This is a genomic window from Chryseobacterium aurantiacum, assembly GCF_003020585.1.
In the GTDB taxonomy this organism is placed as follows: domain Bacteria; phylum Bacteroidota; class Bacteroidia; order Flavobacteriales; family Weeksellaceae; genus Chryseobacterium; species Chryseobacterium aurantiacum.
The window spans coordinates 97,508-115,790 of sequence record NZ_PXUE01000005.1; the positions used below are offsets into that span (position 1 = coordinate 97,508).

The following is an 18,283-nucleotide window of genomic DNA, read 5'->3' on the forward strand; positions in this document are numbered from 1 at the left end:
TATAAACAAATCTACCTTTCATTTTGAATTTTATTAAAAATTTACAGAAGTAGCCGTTTATTATTAATTTTTATCGATTTATGATTCGATTTTAATTAGTATTTTTGGGAAAAATATTAACAATGAAATTTAAAGCCCTATTATTTGCTGTTGCTGTAAGTACTTCCACCCTTGCTTTTGCTCAGGAAACATCTCAAAAGAAATTCTCACCACCAGCAGGAAATGCTTTAGTAGGTGATACTTATGGAGCTGGTGTTGCTTCCAATACAGAATCTAAGGCTATTACCGTAGAAAAACTGGGAAAAAAGCTTAAAAAAGAGAATAAAAAACTGGAAAATATTGCCATCAAAGGGAAAGTAACAGATGTATGTGAGAAAAAAGGATGTTGGCTTACTATTCAGACTGAAGATAACTCACAGTTTTTCGTAAAAATGAAAGATTATGCATTTTTTGTTCCTACTGCCCTGAAAGGAAAAAATGTAGTATTGGAAGGAAATGCAGAAAGAAAAGTTATTTCTGTGGATGAACAAAAGCATTATGCAGAAGATGGAAAAAAGCCTCAATCTGAAATTGATGCCATTACACAACCTAAAGAAGAAATCAGATTCTTAGCAAGCGGAATTAAAGTCGTAAACTAAGATTCAGATCCTATTGAATATAGGCTTATCGCATACACTGCTGATAATGCAGACCTAAAAAAAATATAGGCAATCCTTTGGATTGCCGATATTTTTAATCTTCTATTGTAAAATCCACCACTGCATCAAGTTTTGGATATCTATTTGCAGAAACAAACTTCTTTCCCGTACAATCTACTTCCAGCCAGCCTTTTCTTTTTTTCACATCTCCTGCTTCCATTACAAAAGGGATAAATGAAATTTCATCTTTCCCGTCCTCTTTCATCTCCCTATATTGAACCGCAATATCCAGAATGCATTCATGTTCAGTATTCAGCTTTACATTTCTATAGATAATATCATAATGTGTTTCCTTGTTTTCCGGAATTTCAAGATAGGCTTCCCATCCTGTAATATCAGAATTCAGTTCACTAATAGCCTTTAATGCATAATAAAGAGCAATTGTATAATACTTTCTTGTTCCTTTTCTGGTATAGTCATCTACAAAATGTCCACCTTCGAATAATATAGTAGGCATTCCTGCCTTAATAAAATTATCTCCTGTAGAAGTTGGGTAGAACTCATCAGAATATCTTCCAATCTGATCCGGGATCATTTCTTTAAGATGATTATAAACACTCCCAATTACGGCCATACATTTTTTTCTGTTTTCAGTTACGGTTCTTTCTACATTTTCAGAAGGAGCCAGAAAAGAAAGTGTAGCAGGATGAATACCATCAGTAGTAAAAATGGTTCTCTGCTCATGGAGGTTTAAAGCATAATCATACTTCTTTGAGGACACTGCATTCTTTAGAAATTTAATCTCCTTGCTTGCTTCATTGTGAAAATCTCTGTTCAGATCTATATCGGCAGCATTCAGCCTTGTCCATCTTTCGGATCCGTCAGGGTTTAGCATAAAGATAAAATCTAACCTTATTTTACTGAATAAGTCTTCTTTCATTTCAGGAGCCTTATCAAGACTTGTCAAAAGATCAAGCATCGCGTGGGTAGCATTCGATTCATTGCCGTGCATTTGCGACCATGCCAGTACCTGAATGTTTCCGGTTCCGATGCTTAGCTGATAAATGGGTTTATCTAAATATGATTTTCCGATCTCCTTAATATAATCGCCGAGATTCGTCTGTAGGTAGGAAAATAATTTTTCAGGGGAAATATAGCGATTAGAGAAATCGGGGCTTGGAGAATAGATCTGTTCAAAATTCATTGTTGGAAATAATTTACAAGAATCAAATTTAACCATTTTAAGGCAAAAAATAAACATAAACATATGTAAACTGCGACAAAACAATGTAAACAAGGTCAATTTTCTATTTAGAATTGTAATTTACAAAAGTTAAATAATAAGGTTGAGTGTATCATAAGACTATTAACATACGTAACATTGCTAAACAGCATGGGTTGACAAATTGTCTGTTGATAAAATTGTGGATTGCGAATAATTTAATTGAACATATTTAAAATACATTAAATCAGCTAGTTATGAAATTTATCTCAATATTATTTGTAAGGATACTTGAAGTCATTAAAAAGCTGTTTTAAGCCAAATGAGCATATTTTTATTAAACAAGAATATTGTGGAAAACCTAGAAGTTTACCTATTCACACATTTGTAAATAGTCGAAAATTTTGAAATTTACTTATACATTAATTCTAAATACTTCTTTTCCGTTCATTTCTAAAGTTTACAAAAAGTTAATCTGGCTCAGAAAAGATATTTATCTATAAAAATTAAGATAAGTAGGTATAAAAGGTGATTTACAAACGTAATTTACATTTATATACAACTCAATTATGGGCTTATAGTACAGTTATAGCCTGATTTAAGTGAATTTTACACCCTTTTTAATTTTTATAGTCAATTAACTATGTAAACAGATAGAATAGGGAAATTTAAGGGTAAAATAGAGCTCATATTTGTCTGAATTTACATTTATAATCAGTTTTATAGTAGCAAAAAAAGATATACTCATCATTTGAGGCTTAGGGAATCAAATACTGCTATTCAAATAAATACAATTGTAATTGGTACATAACTATATGATTATTAATGACATGATATTTGTTTACAAATGTATTTCACAAATACTTCAATTTGTTTACATTTGTATTTTGCTTTTGTAAATTATATTATTTACATTTGTAAAATAATTAAAGGCTTATTTTATGAGTTTAAATGAAAGAATTTCAAAGGTTATAGAGTATTCAAATCTTACCCCATCTGAATTTGCAGATGAGATTGATGTACAGCGCTCCTCAATTTCGCACATTACGTCCGGAAGAAATAAACCTTCTCTGGAGTTTATCATAAAGATAAAGTCTCGTTTCCCCGAACTTCTTTGGGACTGGTTGGTCACAGGTGAAGGTGAAATGCTGAAGGCAGAATTACCGGAAGTTGAGATTTTAGGGAACCAAACGGAAGAAGATAAGGTAAGGACTACCCCTCTGCCGGATCTTTTCACCATGATGAATAATGATGATGATTTTGGGGCAGAAGAAACCGAAATAGAACTTCCTCAATCTGGTTCTGGAGAATCATTTATATCATCCGAAGATAAAGCTCAGGAAAAAATATCGGATTCTCAGCGATTAGGAAATTCGCCGGAAGAAATAATTAGCCAAGTAATTGGAAATCAAACAAATAAAATAAAACGCATTGTTCTGTTCTATGATAACGGAAAATTTGAAAGTTTTGAACCCTAAAACTGCAAAAACCCGGTCAAAGAAAATGGCCGGGCTAAAAAATATTTGAAGAAGAAAACTAAAGCTATTTGCTTTATTTATTTTTTAAATTTATATGAATCCATTCATAGAGTTCTACCCTCTCACTTATCAATATAAGCATATGAGCATTTTAAGGGATCTATGTTTTTTTTATTTTAGTAAGAGCTGCTATTCTCAGTGAGTATGAAAATTTATGTCACTTTGTATAGGAAAACAGTAAGTGAAGATATTTCATGCATTAGTTTTTTATAGTTTTATCAAATATAAAAATTTTAAACTAAATTGGCAATAAAAATTAAATTATTTTAACAAATAATTAATACTACAAACAAATAGATTCAGAATCATTAATTTATGATACTATTTAAAATTTACATAAATAGTTTATTTTTTTGTTGAGCTCCCATAAAAAAACCTGCAAAATTTGCAGGCTTTATTTTTTATTTGATAACAATCTTATTGTCTTTTTCTTCTTTCTAGTTCTTTCTTGATCAACCCAAGCTCCCTTCCGGTTTGTCCGGCTACTGAAGTGTTTTCCTGAGCTCTTCTTGTAAGATATGGAACAACATCCTTTACAGGTCCATATGGAAGATATTTAGCCACATTATAGCCTTTATCTGATAAGTAGAATGTAATATTATCACTCATCCCGTAAAGCTGTCCAAAATAAACGTGTGGATTTCCACTTTCCAAAGACTTAGCCTTCATTTTATCCATAATCAATTCTGAAGAGATCTCATTATGGGTTCCAAAGAATGCAGATACTTTATCCAGATGGTTCATAACAAAGTCAATTCCTGAATTATAGTTTTTATCTGAAGCATCTTTGCTAGGCTGAATTGGATCCGGATATCCTTTTTCTGCAGCTCTGGCTCTCTCTTTCTCCATATAAGCACCACGAACAATCTTATATCCGATAAAATAATTCTTTTCTCTTGCTCTCTGAAGATTAGCTTCCATATATTCCAGTCTTCCTGTTCTGTACATTTGGATGGTATTCCAAACGATAGGTTTTTCCTGGTTGTATTTCTCCATCATCTCTTCGCAAAGGTGATCTGCCGCGTCCTGCATCCAGGTTTCTTCAGCATCTACCATTACTTTTTTATCATTTTCATGACAAAGACTACACACTTCATCAAATCTTTTTACTACTCTTTCCCATTCTTCTTTCTGACTTGTAGTAAGCTCTGCTCCTTTTCCAACAGCTTCATAAAGATCAATTCTTCCGAATGCTGTAGGTTTAAATACGATAAAAGGAATTGCAGGATTTCCTACTGAGAACCTTACAATATCCTTAATTTCCTTGCATACCGCATCAAAGGTTTCCTCATCTTCCTTACCCTCTATGGAATAATCAAAAATACTTCCAACTCCTCTTTTGAAAAGCTGTTTCACCACCTTCATACTTTCTTCACGGGTTTCTCCACCACAGAATTGTTCAAACAAAGTGCTTTTTACAATTCCTGTAACGAACGGAAAGTTATTGTGTACTGTGAAATTAAGAACAGAGGTTCCTAGGCTTGTAAGAGCGGGCTGTTCAATCATTTTAAACATCCAGTAAGCCTTTCTCAATTGCGCATCCGACTTATCTGCAAATGCAACTTTTGTATCATTAAAAATGGGCATTCCTATTTATTAAATTTAGTTATGCAAAGGTAATAATAACCTCAGTTTATTTAAAGATTTTTTTTACAATTTATGCTCAATTCCATTGAGAAGCATTGCAATGATTCCAACGAAAACCCAAAGACGTAACACACTTAGTATAAGAAAGTTATTTCTTCTTGAACCTTTCAAGAGAAGAAAGACACAAAAAATCATTACAAATAGCCCACCGGCAAAGTAATAAGCCATAAAGCCTTCTACTCCGGTTTTGGTAATAATCTTCATAGAAACAATCATCGTTACAATCAGTAAGGAAATCAGGATAATCTTTGTATTTCTTGCTTTAAAGTAATTGGGAATAGTAGTATATCCAAAGGTTTTATCTACACTTCTTGTAAGGGTATCCTTTACAATATCAATACATAAAAGGATAAGAAAAAGAAAGACCGCCATTAGAAAAACTTTCTTGGAAAAGGTTTCATAATATACCATCATTCCAAAGAACGGATAAAGGGTAAGGCTTACAAAAGTAAGGTTATTGACTATAAGCACCCGACTTAATTTATGGCTGTAAAACCACATAAAAAACTGATAAACCACAAAAAAGAGGAAAACATTATGAGAAATCATCCATGCTACTCCTAAGGAAATGGCACTAAGTCCCAAATAGGCATATAAAAAATACTTCTGTTTGATGAAGCTTTGTACTCTTGTTCTAAAAGGTTTTACAACAGAATCCTTTTCAAGATCATAAAACTGGTTGATAATTCCGCCTGCTAAAATGGTAAGAACGGTGCAGAAAATAATGCCGTGCACTTTAAAATCAAAGACAAATTTTTTGAAAGATTCATCCTGATTGAAAAGGAAGAAAGTAGAAACGTAAAGGGCAAATGTCAACAGGGCAGCTACAAAAAAGCGCGCTCCGAGCAAAAAGCCCACGAATTGTGAAAATCTATAGGATAAAGATTTTGAAATATAGTTCTTAGATTGGAAAGTTTCTTTTTCAGAATTCATTCCAATCTATTTAAAATCTGTAAATCACTTCTTTTTGGAAGCCGTCAAGCATTTTCTCTGCTTTTTCGTAATCTTGGGTAAAGCCCAAAATGTAGCCTCCACCTCCGCTTCCGCAAAGTTTTAAGTAATAAGCATTGGAATCCAGTCCTTTTTTCCAGATCTTAAAAATACTTTCAGGAATCATAGGACGGAAATGTTCATACGCCCAGTGAGAAAGCTTTTTAAGGTTTCTAAAGAAAGGATTCATATCTTTTTTCAGGAAAGATTCAATACATGCGTTGTTATAACGGATAAATTCTTCTTTCAGTGTTTTACGGAATCCTTCGGTCTTCATTTTTTCAAAGAAGATTTGTATCATTGGACCGGTTTCACCTGTGATTCCGGAATCGATAAGGAATATAGCTCCTTTTCCCTCTTGTCCTTCAGGAATGGATACTCTGTCTAGATTTTCTTTGTTTTCGATAAGAATGGGCAGGTTCATGTAACAGATCAAAGGATCCATTCCAGAACTTTTACCATGGAAATAGCTTTCCATTTCACCGAAAATTGCTTTTAATTTTTTAAGATTTTCCTTTGATATATTTTCAGGATTCAGTTTACTGACTGAATATTTTTCAAAGATAGCAGCAACTAATGCACCTGAACTTCCCACTCCATATCCCTGCGGAATATTAGAATCAAAGAAAAGTCCGTTTGAAATATCGCTTTTAAAACTTTCAATATCCAATGTAAAATCATCAGAAAGATCAAGCGTTGTAAGAAAGTCTGAATATTTCTGCAGATGCCTGTTGGAGTTAAGTTCAAATTCAGAACCTAAATCTGAGAATTTCAAAGTTCCTTTATAGAAGCTGTAAGGTACTACAAGCCCCTGGGAATCTTCAATCATTCCATATTCTCCAAACAGAATTATTTTTGCATAAAATAGAGGGTTGGTCATCTTGACAATAAATCTTTTTGCAAAGTTAAAAATTATTCCGCTGAATATAAGCAAAACCCAGGCCGAATTATCAACCATTTTGCTTTTATTCCACTCAATTACTATTTAAAAATACGAAAAAAGCTTCATATTTCAAGATTTATTTGTTGAAAATATCTAATAAGACAAAAAAAAGACGTTAAAAATAACGTCTTTTAATTTTTTATAATGTTTCTCTGTCTTTTCGCATTGTAACTTTCAGGAATCGGATCAATACTAATCCTGCCCCGAAAAACAATGTCATAGATAAAGCTGCAATACGCATGTTATTAAAGTGCTCAATTAATGTTGCAAAGATAAATGTACCAATAATGATGGCAATCTTTTCCAATACATCATAGAAACTGAAATAGGTGGTATTTTCCATAGAATTTTCAGGAAGCAACTTTGAGTACGTAGATCTGGACATTGCCTGAAGACCTCCCATTACCAATCCTACTACTGCGGCCACACCATAGAACTGATATTCTACTGTAGGATTTTCCTTATTTAAGAAATAAGCCCATAAACAAGCTACAATCCATAAGAAAATGGCTATTGAGATTACGTTTCTGTTTCCTATTTTTTTTGACAATCTGGAGAAAATAACAGCCCCGATAATGGCTTCAATCTGAATCACCAAAAGAGTCCCGATCAGTTTATCCTGCGCAAGGTTAATTTCACTTTTTCCAAATAGGGTTGCCATAAGGAAGATTGTCTGCATTCCTACACTGTAAAAGAAGAAGCTCGAAAGGAAGAATTTTAGGTTTCTATCCTTAAAAAGTTCTCCACCGACTTTAAACAATTCGTGAAAACTTTCTTTCGCAATATCCTTATAAAAGCTCATGTTGTCTTTCAATACTTCAAAAAAGCCGCCCTGCTCTTCATGTCTTTTAAAGATGTTTTTGTAATTCAACAATACAAGATCCTTAGGAAGCTTATCTTTTACATCTCCAAACTGAGGCAGATGCTTAAAGGTATATTGTGAAAACCCAAACCACCATGCACCGGTCAACAGGAAGCTGATTCTTGTAAATAATAGTTGTTGCGCTGCTCCTTTAGCAAAAACCTGAATCAATATCAAACAAATTACTACTAAAACTACCGAGCCCAGGTACCCATAGACATATCCTCTTGCCGAAAGTGCATCCTGCCTGTCAGGAGTTGCAATATCCGGAAGAAATGAGTTATAGAATACTAAACTTCCCCAGAACCCGACACTTGCCGTGATACTGAAAAGAAGCCCGAGAAATACGTTATGCATTCCCGTGAACATAGCCAATCCCATACAAGATGTTGCTCCCAGATAGCAGAAGAACTGCAGGAATGATTTTTTATTACCGATGGTATCCGCCAGGGAAGATAAAAATGGAGATAGTAATACCACAATAAAGAATGATATTGTTAATGAATAACCATATACCGCATCGGGTTGGTATTCATTACCAAAGATCTTGATCATATGCCTCACCGGGACATCAATCCACTTTTTTGTTTCTGCTACATATTCCTTTTTTTCGTACGCTGTGGTAAGAATAGAGTAATAAATAGGGAAAATGGTAGAGGTAATAACCAGGGAGTACACGGAGTTTGCCCAGTCATATACAGCCCAAGCCTTCATAATCTTTGGATTATTCTTTATGTTTTTAGGCTGTCGATTCTCAGTTTCAGACATTTCAATTAAATATTAGTAGCACAAAAATAGAAAAACCATTAAGAAATGGGTTATTTTTTAAAAAAATTATACATTTCTTAATGGTAATATATTCTGAAACAGAATATTAGATATTTTCAATAACAATAGCAGAAGCTCCACCACCACCGTTGCAGATAGCTGCAGCACCGTATTTTGCATTATTTTGCTTCAATACGTTGATTAAGGTAACGATGATTCTTGAACCTGAACTTCCCAGTGGGTGTCCTAATGCTACAGCTCCTCCGTTTACGTTAACTTTAGAAGCGTCTAGTTTAAGGATTTGGTTATTTGCCAATCCTACTACAGAGAAAGCTTCATTAAACTCGAAGAAATCGATATCAGAAACTTCCAGACCTGCTTTTTTAAGAGCGATAGGCAATGCTTTAGCTGGTGCTGTGGTAAAGTTTTCAGGCTCTTGTGCTGCATCAGCATAAGAAACTATTTTTGCCAATGGCTTAAGCCCCAATTCTTCCATTTTCTCTTTAGAAACAAGGATTAATGCAGATGCTCCGTCATTTAATGTAGAAGCATTGGCTGCCGTTACGGTTCCTCCTTCTTTTTTGAAAACAGTAGGAAGGGTTGTAATTCTGTCAAAGTTTACTGCCTTATATTCTTCATCTTCAGCAAAGATGACAGGATCTCCTTTTCTTTGAGGAATAGAAACAGGAACAATTTCTTCGTTGAATTTACCCTCGCTCCAAGCTTTTGCTGATCTTTTATAAGACTCTATAGCAAAGTTATCCTGATCTTCTCTTGTAATGCTGTAATCTACTGCACATTTCTCTGCGCATACACCCATATGTACTTTATTGTATACGTCTGTAAGACCGTCCAGTACCATACCATCCAACATTTTGATATCTCCTAGTTTTGTAGCAACTCTTGCATTATAGTAATGAGGCACTAAAGACATGTTTTCCATACCTCCGGCAACAATTACTTCTGCATCACCAGCCTTGATAGCCTGTGCTGCCATTGTTACAGCTTTCATTCCTGAAGCACAAACTTTATTTACTGTAGTAGAAGGGGTGTTGATTGAAAGACCTGCTCCTAAAGCAACCTGACGAGCTGGCGCCTGTCCTTCTCCTGCCTGCAAAACATTCCCCATATAAATTTCCTGAACATTGGCAGGATCTAAACCGATTTTATCTAATGCTCCTTTTACGGCAGTAGCTCCTAGTTTTGTAGCTGGAACTGTTGACAAACTTCCCATAAAACTCCCCATAGGTGTTCTTACTGCGGAAACAATGAATACTTCTTTCATGTATATAATTTTTATTTTTAGCTAAAATGAAACTACTGCTCCACTTTTATAATTAAATTTATTTTACTTTTACGTATACGGCATTAAATTCAGAATTCCCAATCTTAATATTCACTTTAAGAAGATCGTCCTGAGTTGCCACCACTTTATTATTAAAAACTTCTCCTACCTGAATGGGATCTGTTTTATCACTTTTTTCCATGACAATTGCTTTATAATTACAATCATCTACAAAAACCAGTGTTGATTTTATATAATCTTTACCATTGTTTAAATATTCGGTTTGAATATTATCCTTAATGGTCATATACCAAATGCTTTCCGGATAATTAGACCGTACAAATTTCCCCTCCTTTATATTGGAACATTTAGTAGGGTTATCCGGGGTTTTCTGTTCAGTTTTCTGGGATTTGACCTGAGTTGCTGCCAACACCAAAATCCCAACTGAAAATACTTTAAAAAGGTTCATACTTATAGTTGTGTCCGTTGATTTACTTTTTTATTATTTCCGGCTAAAACCATTAGAAAAGCGCCTAAAAATTCTACAGCCCAACCCCACTTTAATTTAACAACTCCTGCAAAAGCCTCTCTCCAGGATTTGAAAGGTAAAAAGCTAAAGTATTCTAAAGACTGCATTTTGACAGCTACCAAGGTGAATGCAAATAAAACAATAAGCAAAATGCCAAAAAACCTTACGATTTTTGTATTGTTATTTACAACTCCAAATACGGCACATGCGGCAAAAATCCAACACATAATAGCCAAATAGTGATCAAGCTTCCAATAGTTCCAGTTTCCTATGATAGGAACATGCACCAAAGGAAGAAAACTGCCTACAACCACTAATAGTAATCCTAATAATTGAATATTTCTCATATTTACTAAAGTGCCAAAATACAAAAAAAAACACATTTTTAAATCATCTGTTTCTAAACATATGTTTCGCTTTCCTAATAACCATTAGTTACAATAAAATAGTTTTTGATTTGACAATTCAACAACAATAAAGCAATTTTATTATTAAATTTAAAAATCAAAAATACTGATACGATAATTTTTAAATCACATTTTATGCTCATTGAAAGGCAAGCATAATTATGAAATGGATTTTAAATAAAAAAAATACACTCTCTTGCGAAAGTGCATTTTTATATTTTATTATTTTAATTGAATTAATGCTTTACTGAAGATACATCTTCAGGCTTATGCTTGTGCTTAAATAAAACAGCGAAGAATATAGCAAGAACCAATGAATAAATTGCGAATGAAAGCCATATCTGATGCCAGTCTTTTACCATAACAACAGTGGAAAGGGTACCATCTGAGTTTACCACTGCATTAAAGCTATTTTTCAGAATTTCAAGGAATGTAGGATTATCCGGAGAGGTTTCTAAATAAGTAGAAAGATCTGTGGCCGTTGTAAATTTATGGGTAAAGAATTTATCAATCGCCCAGCCTGCAATATAGCTACCAAAAACAGCTCCAAAACCATTGGTCATCATCATAAATAATCCTTGTGCAGATGAACGAATTTTCCTATCTGTTGTAGTCTCTACGAAAAGCGATCCTGAGATATTAAAGAAATCGAAAGCCATTCCGTATACGATACATGAAAGAATGATTAAAGACAATCCAAATCCGTCCGGAACTCCATAGGCAAAGAATCCAAATCTTAGTACCCATGCCAGCATAGACATCAGCATTACCTTTTTTATACCGAATTTTTTCAGGAAAAAAGGAATTGCTAATATAAACAGTGTCTCTGAAACCTGCGAAATTGACATAATAATTGTAGACCTCTGCACTACGAATGAGTCTGCGTATTTCGGGAAGTGAGCAAACTCACTTAGGAAGACATCTCCATAAGCATTCGTTAACTGAAGGGCAGCCCCTAAAAGCATAGAAAACAAAAAGAACAATGCCATTTTATAGTCTCCGAAAAGTTTAAATGCATTTAATCCTAATTGCTCTGATAATGGTGAATTTTTATCGATTAATTTCTGTGGTGGGCATTTCGGCAAAGTAAGGGCGTAAATCCCTAGAAAAATGGCAACAGCTCCACCAATATAAAATTGTCCTTCCGTCGCTTTATTTCCACTAAGGTTGGTAATCCACATGGCTACAATGAAACCAATGGTTCCCCATACACGAATTGGCGGAAAATCTTTTACTACATCAAAATTATTATTCTTCAAAATCGTGTAAGAAATTGAATTAGCCAAGGCAATGGTAGGCATATAAAAACACATGGCAACAAGCATTACCGAGAAAAAAGAATTCGGATCTGCAGAATGCGGCAATATGAAAAGTATAACCCCATAAAGGATATGTAGTACTGAAAAGATACGCTCGGCATTTATCCAACGGTCAGCGATAATTCCAGTAATGGTAGGCATAAAAATAGAAGCAATTCCCATTGTTCCGAAAACAGCTCCAAACTGTGTTCCTTCCCAATGTTTTGTGCCAAACCAGAAGTTTGCCATCGTTATCAGCCATGCTCCCCAGACGAAAAACTGGAGAAAGCTGAGGATGGTCAGTCGTAATTTTAAATTCATAGTTTATATAAAGTATCTCTTTTTAGTCAATTTTCTTTTTCCTTCTCTTGATTTCTTCCTGGATTTCAAGAGCGGTATCATAATCTTCTTCTTTAACGGCGTCATCCAATAATTTCTGAAGTTCTTCCATGGAAAGAGACGTTAAGGCATCTTCGGTTTGTACCGTTTCTGAAAAAGTCTGTTCTTCTTTCGAAACATCTTCCAATTCCAATAAAATTCCAGCCTCGTTTAGCACTTGCTGTGTTGTAAAGATGGGAGCATCAAACCTCACAGCCATAGCAACAGCATCTGAAGTTCTTGCATCAAGGATTAATTCTTCTTCGTTAACCTTGTTTTTAAAGTTAATATTTGAAAAGAATACGCCATCTACAATCTGATAAATGATAACAGAAACCAGCTCATAATTGGCAGAAACTATAAATTTTGTGAATAAGTCATGGGTAAGAGGACGCGGTGGATGGATATCTTTTTCCAGTCCAAGAGAGATAGATTGGGCTTCGAAGTTTCCTATAACAACAGGTAATTTTATGTGTGTTTCTTCATGCTCCAGTAACAATGCGTACGCCCCTGATTGTGTCTGGCTGTACGATATTCCGCGAATAATTAGCTGTTTATAATCCATAGCTACAAATATAGATTAATTTTTTGTTGTGATTTCACTTTTTTACACAAAAATAAAAGCCCGGAAAGCCGAGCTTTTATTGTATTGTATATGATTATCAATGGTCAATCGTGAATTTTACTTCGCCTGTTAATATTAAAAATATACAAGCAAAGTGAATTGACTATTCACCATTTCTTATCTATCCTTTTATTGCCTTGATTTTCTCTGTTAATGCAGGAATAATCTGGAAAGCATCTCCTACTACTCCGTAATCTGCAGACTTGAAGAACGGTGCTTCAGCGTCGCTGTTGATTACTACAATAGTTTTTGAAGAGTTTACTCCGGCAAGGTGCTGAATTGCTCCTGAAATCCCTACTGCAATGTAAAGGTTCGGTGCAATGGCTTTACCTGTTTGTCCTACGTGCTCAGTGTGAGGTCTCCATCCGATATCAGAAACAGGCTTAGAACATGCAGTAGCAGCTCCTAAAACGTTTGCTAAATCTTCAATCATTCCCCAGTTTTCAGGACCTTTCATTCCTCTACCTGCTGAAACAACTATTTCAGCTTCTTTAAGGTCTAGTTTACCTGAACTTTGTTCGTGAGAAATTACTTTAGTATCTTCATTGGCTACTGATAAGTTTTTAACTTCTTCTGAACCTGATACTGCATTTTCTTTAACACCAAAAGCATTCTGAGAAACAGTAATGATTACCCCGTTTCCTTCAGCTTTTGCATGCATGAATCCTTTTCCTGAGAACGCTCTTCTCTTTACCTGGAAAGGAGAAAGGCTTTCCGGAGCTTCCAAAACATTGGTAATTAAAGAATAGTTCTTCATAATTGCCAACATTGGTGCTACTGAGGAAGCATCTGTAGTGTGAGGGAAAACAATAATGTTTCCATCTACCACTTCATTTACAGCTTGTGCAAATGCTTTAGCTGAAAAGTTTTTAAGACCTTCGTCTTTAATATTGATAACATTGGATGCTCCATATTTGTATAATAAATCTGAAGAATCGGTAGGGTTTACAGAGATTGCTGTAACAGTGTCACCTGCTTTATCTGCAACTGCTTTAGCATAAGAAACTGCTTCGAAAGCTGCTTTTTTGTAAACTCCATTTATATTTTCTGCGTATACGAATACTGCCATTTTCTTAAATTTAAAGATTAAAAAATTAAAGGATTAAAAGATTAGATCACTTTAGCTTCTTCGTGAAGTAGTCTTACCAATTCATCTAAATTGTCTGGAGAAACCATTTTCACAGCAGCTCTTGGTGGAACGCTATCATAAGATACTCCCTGAACTTTTACTTCAGATGAAGTAGGTTCTACTACCTGTAAAGGTTTTGTTCTTGCAGACATAATTCCTCTCATGTTTGGAATGATAAGGTCTTTTTCGTCTACCAATCCTTTCTGACCTGCAATAATTGCCGGTAATTTTACAGAAATAGTTTCTTTTCCTCCTTCGATTTCTCTTATCGCAGTAGCTTCACTTCCGTTTACATCTAATCCTACAGATGCATTTACGAAAGGCTGGCTTAGCAATTGAGCTACCATTCCCGGAACAGAACCTCCGTTATAATCAATTGATTCCTTACCACAAAGGATAAGATCATATCCTCCGTTTTGAGCTACAGCAGCAATTTCTTTTGCTGTAGAATAGCTATCCTTTGGATCAAGGTTTACTCTTACTGCATCATTTGCACCGATGGCTAAAGCTTTTCTGATTACAGGTTCTGTAGCAGCATCTCCTACGTTGATTACTGTTACAGTTGCTCCCTGAGATTCCTGAAGTTTAACCGCTTTTGTCAACGCAAATTCATCTAGCGGGTTAATTACCCACTGAATTCCATTTTTGTCAAATGCAGACTTATCTGCTGTAAAGTTAATTTTGGAAGTAGTATCCGGAACACTACTAATACAAACTAATATTTTCATGTGTACTATTTTATTTTTTCTCTTTTAGGCATAAAATCATGACAGTTTATGCAGAGATTTTGTTTAAATTAATTTTTGCTAATATAAATAAAAAATATATTATGCATGCATAATACTTACTAAATTATTATTCAATACATTAGATGTATTTACTTCGCTGGCTGGGTTGCTCTAAACTCTATTTTACTAGGCAGAACCCTCGAATTCATCTTTAAAATATCTAACACCAGGTTCCCCATATCTTCCGGCTGAATCTTCCAACTGTCTTTTTCTGAAGGAATATTTCCATTAAAATGGGTGGCTACAGATCCGGGCATAATGACGGTGGATTTGATATTATATTTTCTTAGATCAATCATGGCCGCCTGAGTAAACCCTACTACCCCGAATTTTGAAGCGTTATAGCCTGTTCCGTTTTCAAAGAAGTTGGCTCCTGCCAAACTTGAAATGGTAATATAATACCCCTCAGTCTTTTTCAATTCTTCTACAGAGGCTTTTAAAGTATAGAAAACACCGGTAAGATTTGTTTCAATCATGTCATTCCATTCTTCGGCAGACAGTTCATCTACGGGCTTAAATATTCCCAATCCTGCATTGGCTATTACATAATCCAGTCGTCCGAATTTTTCAGTGATATATTTTACTGCTGCTTCTTCACTTTCAAGGCTTCGTACATCAGATACTATTCCCAGTACATTTTCTGAGTACTGCTTTAGCTCTTCTTCGGCCTTGAGTACGTCCTCTTTTTTTCGTCCTGAAAATGCCACTGAGATTCCATTTTCGAGTAAGATCCTGGCGATTCCAAAACCTACTCCTTTTGTTCCTCCTGTGATATAAGCTGTTTTATTTTCTGACATTATTCAATATTTAATTCTCTAAAATAACAAAAACGCTCCAATTGGAGCGTTTTACTGATACTAAGATTTATCAGGTATTATTTTTTGATGAATTTATCGGTAGTTTTACCGGCTTTCGTTTCAATATTAATGATATAGCTTCCTGGATTTAGGTTTCTTACATTTACCTTATCACCATTCAACTCTGCAGGAACTTTTCTTCCGCTGATGTCATAAATTTCAATATTGTTTACTTTTTCCTTAGAATTAATGTTAAGAACATCAGTTGTTGGATTAGGATAAACAGAGATAGCAGAAGCAGACGTTTTAGAAACTTCAGAAGTTGCTAACGTCCCTGTTGTAGTAACTTTGAAGTCATCAACACCAAATCCAAATTGGTCTTGCGAAATACATTGGATCGCAATATGAACATTCTGTCCATTAAAAGCATCTAGGTTATAAGTATATTGATGCCAAGTTGCATCTGCCGGTGTTGTTACTGGGTTTGGACTTATTACAGTAGTAAAACTTGCTGTCGCTGTAGTTGTTGTAGATACCAAGACCTTAAACTTTTCAGCTCCAAAAGTTGAATCGCAAGATTTAGCCCAGAAAGTAAGTACATTTCCTGAAGATCCTAATTGAACTTTTGGACTAATCATCCAATCATTATTCCACGGTGAAGAACCTGCAGCAAAGCAAACCATCATTTTAGAACCTGTTCTAGCAGTCCAATTAGATGTAGCAGTAGGAGTCAACGCTGGAGTTGTAGCGGTAGAGTTAAAAACCTGAAAAGATTTTGCTGCTCCAGAATTAAGAAATGTAACACCCTGAAAACCGTAAGTTGTTTTTAAATCAACATCTGTTAATGTCCAATTTCCTACACCACTGATTGCAAAATCAGTATAAGTGTCAAAACTATCTTCAAAGATTGTAGTTTGAGCATTTAATGAGCTTAATCCTAGGAAAGCTCCCAATAGTAAAATTTTCTTCATGATAAATTATTTTTTAATTATCGTAAATATATAAAATCCCAACCATACAACCAAATAAACAATTAAAATTTCATTAAAAAAAGAAATAAATTGAATTATATATTCCAATTTAAAGGAAAAACTACACACTCATCATATACAAAAAGCTTTTAATCCAAAACATAAAATAAACAAATATTATAATTTACATTAAAAATTTACACACAATCAAGTGTATTGCTTAATTTAAATTCACTCCTTTACAATCCATTGAACTTTCTATATCGGAATTTCAGCCTTAGATACTCATTATCAAACTAATAAAAGAACAAATTTAAAACGCTCCCTATGGAGCGTTTCATTTTTATTAAAGATTTTGTTACTTATTTTTTTATAAATTTTTCGGTAAAATTTCCTTTTTCGGTTTCAATATTTAATAAATACTCTCCCAATGGTAAATTTTTTACATCTACTTTCCCATCATTTAATTGAGCTTCAATTCTTTTTCCAAGCAGATCATATATTTTAACATTTTTGATTTTACTTGGCGAATTAAGGTGTATAAAGTCGCTCACAGGATTAGGATACAGTACTATTCCCTTTTTATCTGCTCCTGTTTCTTTCACAGACATCATCGTTTCACTATTGATCTTAATATTATCAATATAAGCGATTCCCAAACCATTATTGTGAACGAAACGCAATTGATCAATACTAAAAGCAGAAACTGCATTTCCCGTATAGATCAAGACGTCATTGAGGTAATATCTAATATCAGTAGCGGTTCCTACTACCTTGACTCTACACCAGGTATTAGGGCTCCATAGTCCGGAGGTAGCTATCAATCCTAGAATTCCTGAAACGGAATCTAAAATCTTCATCTTTCCTGCTTTATCAAAATCCACTCTTACAACATATTTCTCTTCCAGGCTATTTACCGCCTGAAATCCGAAGACAGAGCCATTAATCTGGGACATATTTATATCAAATGTAACTGAAAAGTTGGTAAAGCTTAACGGTGTCGGAAGGTTATAAAAGCCGCCAATAATAGGTTCAGACTGAATTCCGAAAGTGGATTCTCTAACGATTTTCAGGGAATTGTTTCCGTCTGTAGCATGATCCTGACTAATGATCTGATTGGTTACATTTTCGGGAACGCCTCCTGTTGGAGTGCTGATCCATGCTCCTTGTCCGTGAATATTTCCGTTTATAAACCCTTCATTGTTTTCAAAGGAAATAGTTTGTGCAAAGGAAAGCACTGCAGACAAGGCAAGTGCGATTGAGTAGTATTTTTTCATATGGTTTCAAGTTTGGATTAAAAATAAGAACTTTCCACATAAAGTGAAATATCTTTAATGAAATAATAATTAAAACTCTTAAATTCAATGAATTTAATTTCAAAATGTCATTAAAAATATCACCTGAACTATTCAACCATACTCAAAATAAGACAAAAAAATAAGGCATTTCTTTACAGAAACACCTTATT

Annotated in this window: 17 protein-coding genes; 2 read left to right on the forward strand and 15 right to left on the reverse strand. The window is 34.4% G+C overall.

What is annotated here, in order from left to right; all coding sequences use genetic code 11:
- Positions 1–122: 122 nt before the first annotated feature.
- Positions 123–638 carry a DUF4920 domain-containing protein gene (locus C7D53_RS16555; RefSeq protein ID WP_106917526.1) on the forward strand — a complete coding sequence of 172 codons (516 nt, stop codon included), beginning with the start codon at positions 123–125 and terminating at the stop codon, positions 636–638.
- 94 nt (positions 639–732) lie between these two features.
- Here the strand turns inward: C7D53_RS16555 and C7D53_RS16560 are convergent, their stop codons facing one another.
- A complete protein-coding gene (locus C7D53_RS16560) occupies positions 733–1,842 on the reverse strand; it encodes a M14 family zinc carboxypeptidase (RefSeq protein ID WP_106917679.1) in 1,110 nt (369 codons plus the stop codon).
- 959 nt (positions 1,843–2,801) lie between these two features.
- Between C7D53_RS16560 and C7D53_RS16565 the strand changes: the two genes are divergently transcribed.
- The gene (locus C7D53_RS16565; protein WP_106917527.1) at positions 2,802–3,338 is read left to right on the forward strand and encodes a helix-turn-helix transcriptional regulator; all 537 of its coding nucleotides are present in this window, start codon (positions 2,802–2,804) and stop codon (positions 3,336–3,338) included.
- Between the two features lie 477 nt (positions 3,339–3,815).
- Here C7D53_RS16565 and C7D53_RS16570 read toward each other — a convergent pair whose 3' ends face one another.
- The 14 genes from C7D53_RS16570 to C7D53_RS16635 form a co-directional block, all read right to left on the reverse strand.
- Positions 3,816–4,985, reverse strand: coding sequence for a proline dehydrogenase family protein (locus C7D53_RS16570; protein WP_106917528.1), 1,170 nt, complete (start codon positions 4,983–4,985; stop codon positions 3,816–3,818).
- A gap of 63 nt (positions 4,986–5,048) precedes the next feature.
- Positions 5,049–5,978 (reverse strand): UbiA family prenyltransferase, encoded by a 930-nt coding sequence (locus tag C7D53_RS16575; RefSeq protein WP_106917529.1) that lies wholly within the window; start codon positions 5,976–5,978, stop codon positions 5,049–5,051.
- A gap of 10 nt (positions 5,979–5,988) precedes the next feature.
- Positions 5,989–6,915 carry a mevalonate kinase family protein gene (locus C7D53_RS16580; RefSeq protein ID WP_106917680.1) on the reverse strand — a complete coding sequence of 309 codons (927 nt, stop codon included), beginning with the start codon at positions 6,913–6,915 and terminating at the stop codon, positions 5,989–5,991.
- Between the two features lie 202 nt (positions 6,916–7,117).
- A complete protein-coding gene (locus tag C7D53_RS16585) occupies positions 7,118–8,608 on the reverse strand; it encodes an MFS transporter (protein ID WP_106917530.1) in 1,491 nt (496 codons plus the stop codon).
- 106 nt (positions 8,609–8,714) lie between these two features.
- On the reverse strand, positions 8,715–9,893 hold the full coding sequence (locus C7D53_RS16590) for an acetyl-CoA C-acyltransferase (protein WP_106917531.1): 1,179 nt from the start codon (positions 9,891–9,893) through the stop codon (positions 8,715–8,717).
- A 58-nt stretch (positions 9,894–9,951) separates the two neighbouring features.
- Positions 9,952–10,362 carry a hypothetical protein gene (locus tag C7D53_RS16595; RefSeq protein ID WP_106917532.1) on the reverse strand — a complete coding sequence of 137 codons (411 nt, stop codon included), beginning with the start codon at positions 10,360–10,362 and terminating at the stop codon, positions 9,952–9,954.
- Between the two features lie 2 nt (positions 10,363–10,364).
- The gene (locus C7D53_RS16600; RefSeq protein WP_106917533.1) at positions 10,365–10,769 is read right to left on the reverse strand and encodes a hypothetical protein; all 405 of its coding nucleotides are present in this window, start codon (positions 10,767–10,769) and stop codon (positions 10,365–10,367) included.
- 296 nt (positions 10,770–11,065) lie between these two features.
- A complete protein-coding gene (locus C7D53_RS16605; protein ID WP_106917534.1) occupies positions 11,066–12,448 on the reverse strand; it encodes a nucleoside permease in 1,383 nt (460 codons plus the stop codon).
- Positions 12,449–12,470: 22 nt separating this feature from the next.
- Positions 12,471–13,070, reverse strand: coding sequence for a bifunctional nuclease family protein (locus C7D53_RS16610; protein ID WP_106917535.1), 600 nt, complete (start codon positions 13,068–13,070; stop codon positions 12,471–12,473).
- A 181-nt stretch (positions 13,071–13,251) separates the two neighbouring features.
- Positions 13,252–14,199: an electron transfer flavoprotein subunit alpha/FixB family protein gene (locus tag C7D53_RS16615; protein ID WP_106917536.1), complete on the reverse strand. Its 948-nt coding sequence runs from the start codon at positions 14,197–14,199 to the stop codon at positions 13,252–13,254.
- Between the two features lie 41 nt (positions 14,200–14,240).
- Positions 14,241–14,987, reverse strand: a complete 747-nt coding sequence (locus C7D53_RS16620; protein ID WP_106917537.1) for an electron transfer flavoprotein subunit beta/FixA family protein — start codon at positions 14,985–14,987, stop codon at positions 14,241–14,243.
- Positions 14,988–15,136: 149 nt separating this feature from the next.
- On the reverse strand, positions 15,137–15,844 hold the full coding sequence (locus tag C7D53_RS16625) for an SDR family oxidoreductase (protein ID WP_106917538.1): 708 nt from the start codon (positions 15,842–15,844) through the stop codon (positions 15,137–15,139).
- A 77-nt stretch (positions 15,845–15,921) separates the two neighbouring features.
- Positions 15,922–16,815, reverse strand: coding sequence for a T9SS-dependent choice-of-anchor J family protein (locus C7D53_RS16630; protein WP_106917539.1), 894 nt, complete (start codon positions 16,813–16,815; stop codon positions 15,922–15,924).
- A gap of 362 nt (positions 16,816–17,177) precedes the next feature.
- Positions 17,178–18,092, reverse strand: a complete 915-nt coding sequence (locus C7D53_RS16635; RefSeq protein ID WP_106917540.1) for a T9SS type A sorting domain-containing protein — start codon at positions 18,090–18,092, stop codon at positions 17,178–17,180.
- Positions 18,093–18,283 lie beyond the last annotated feature (191 nt).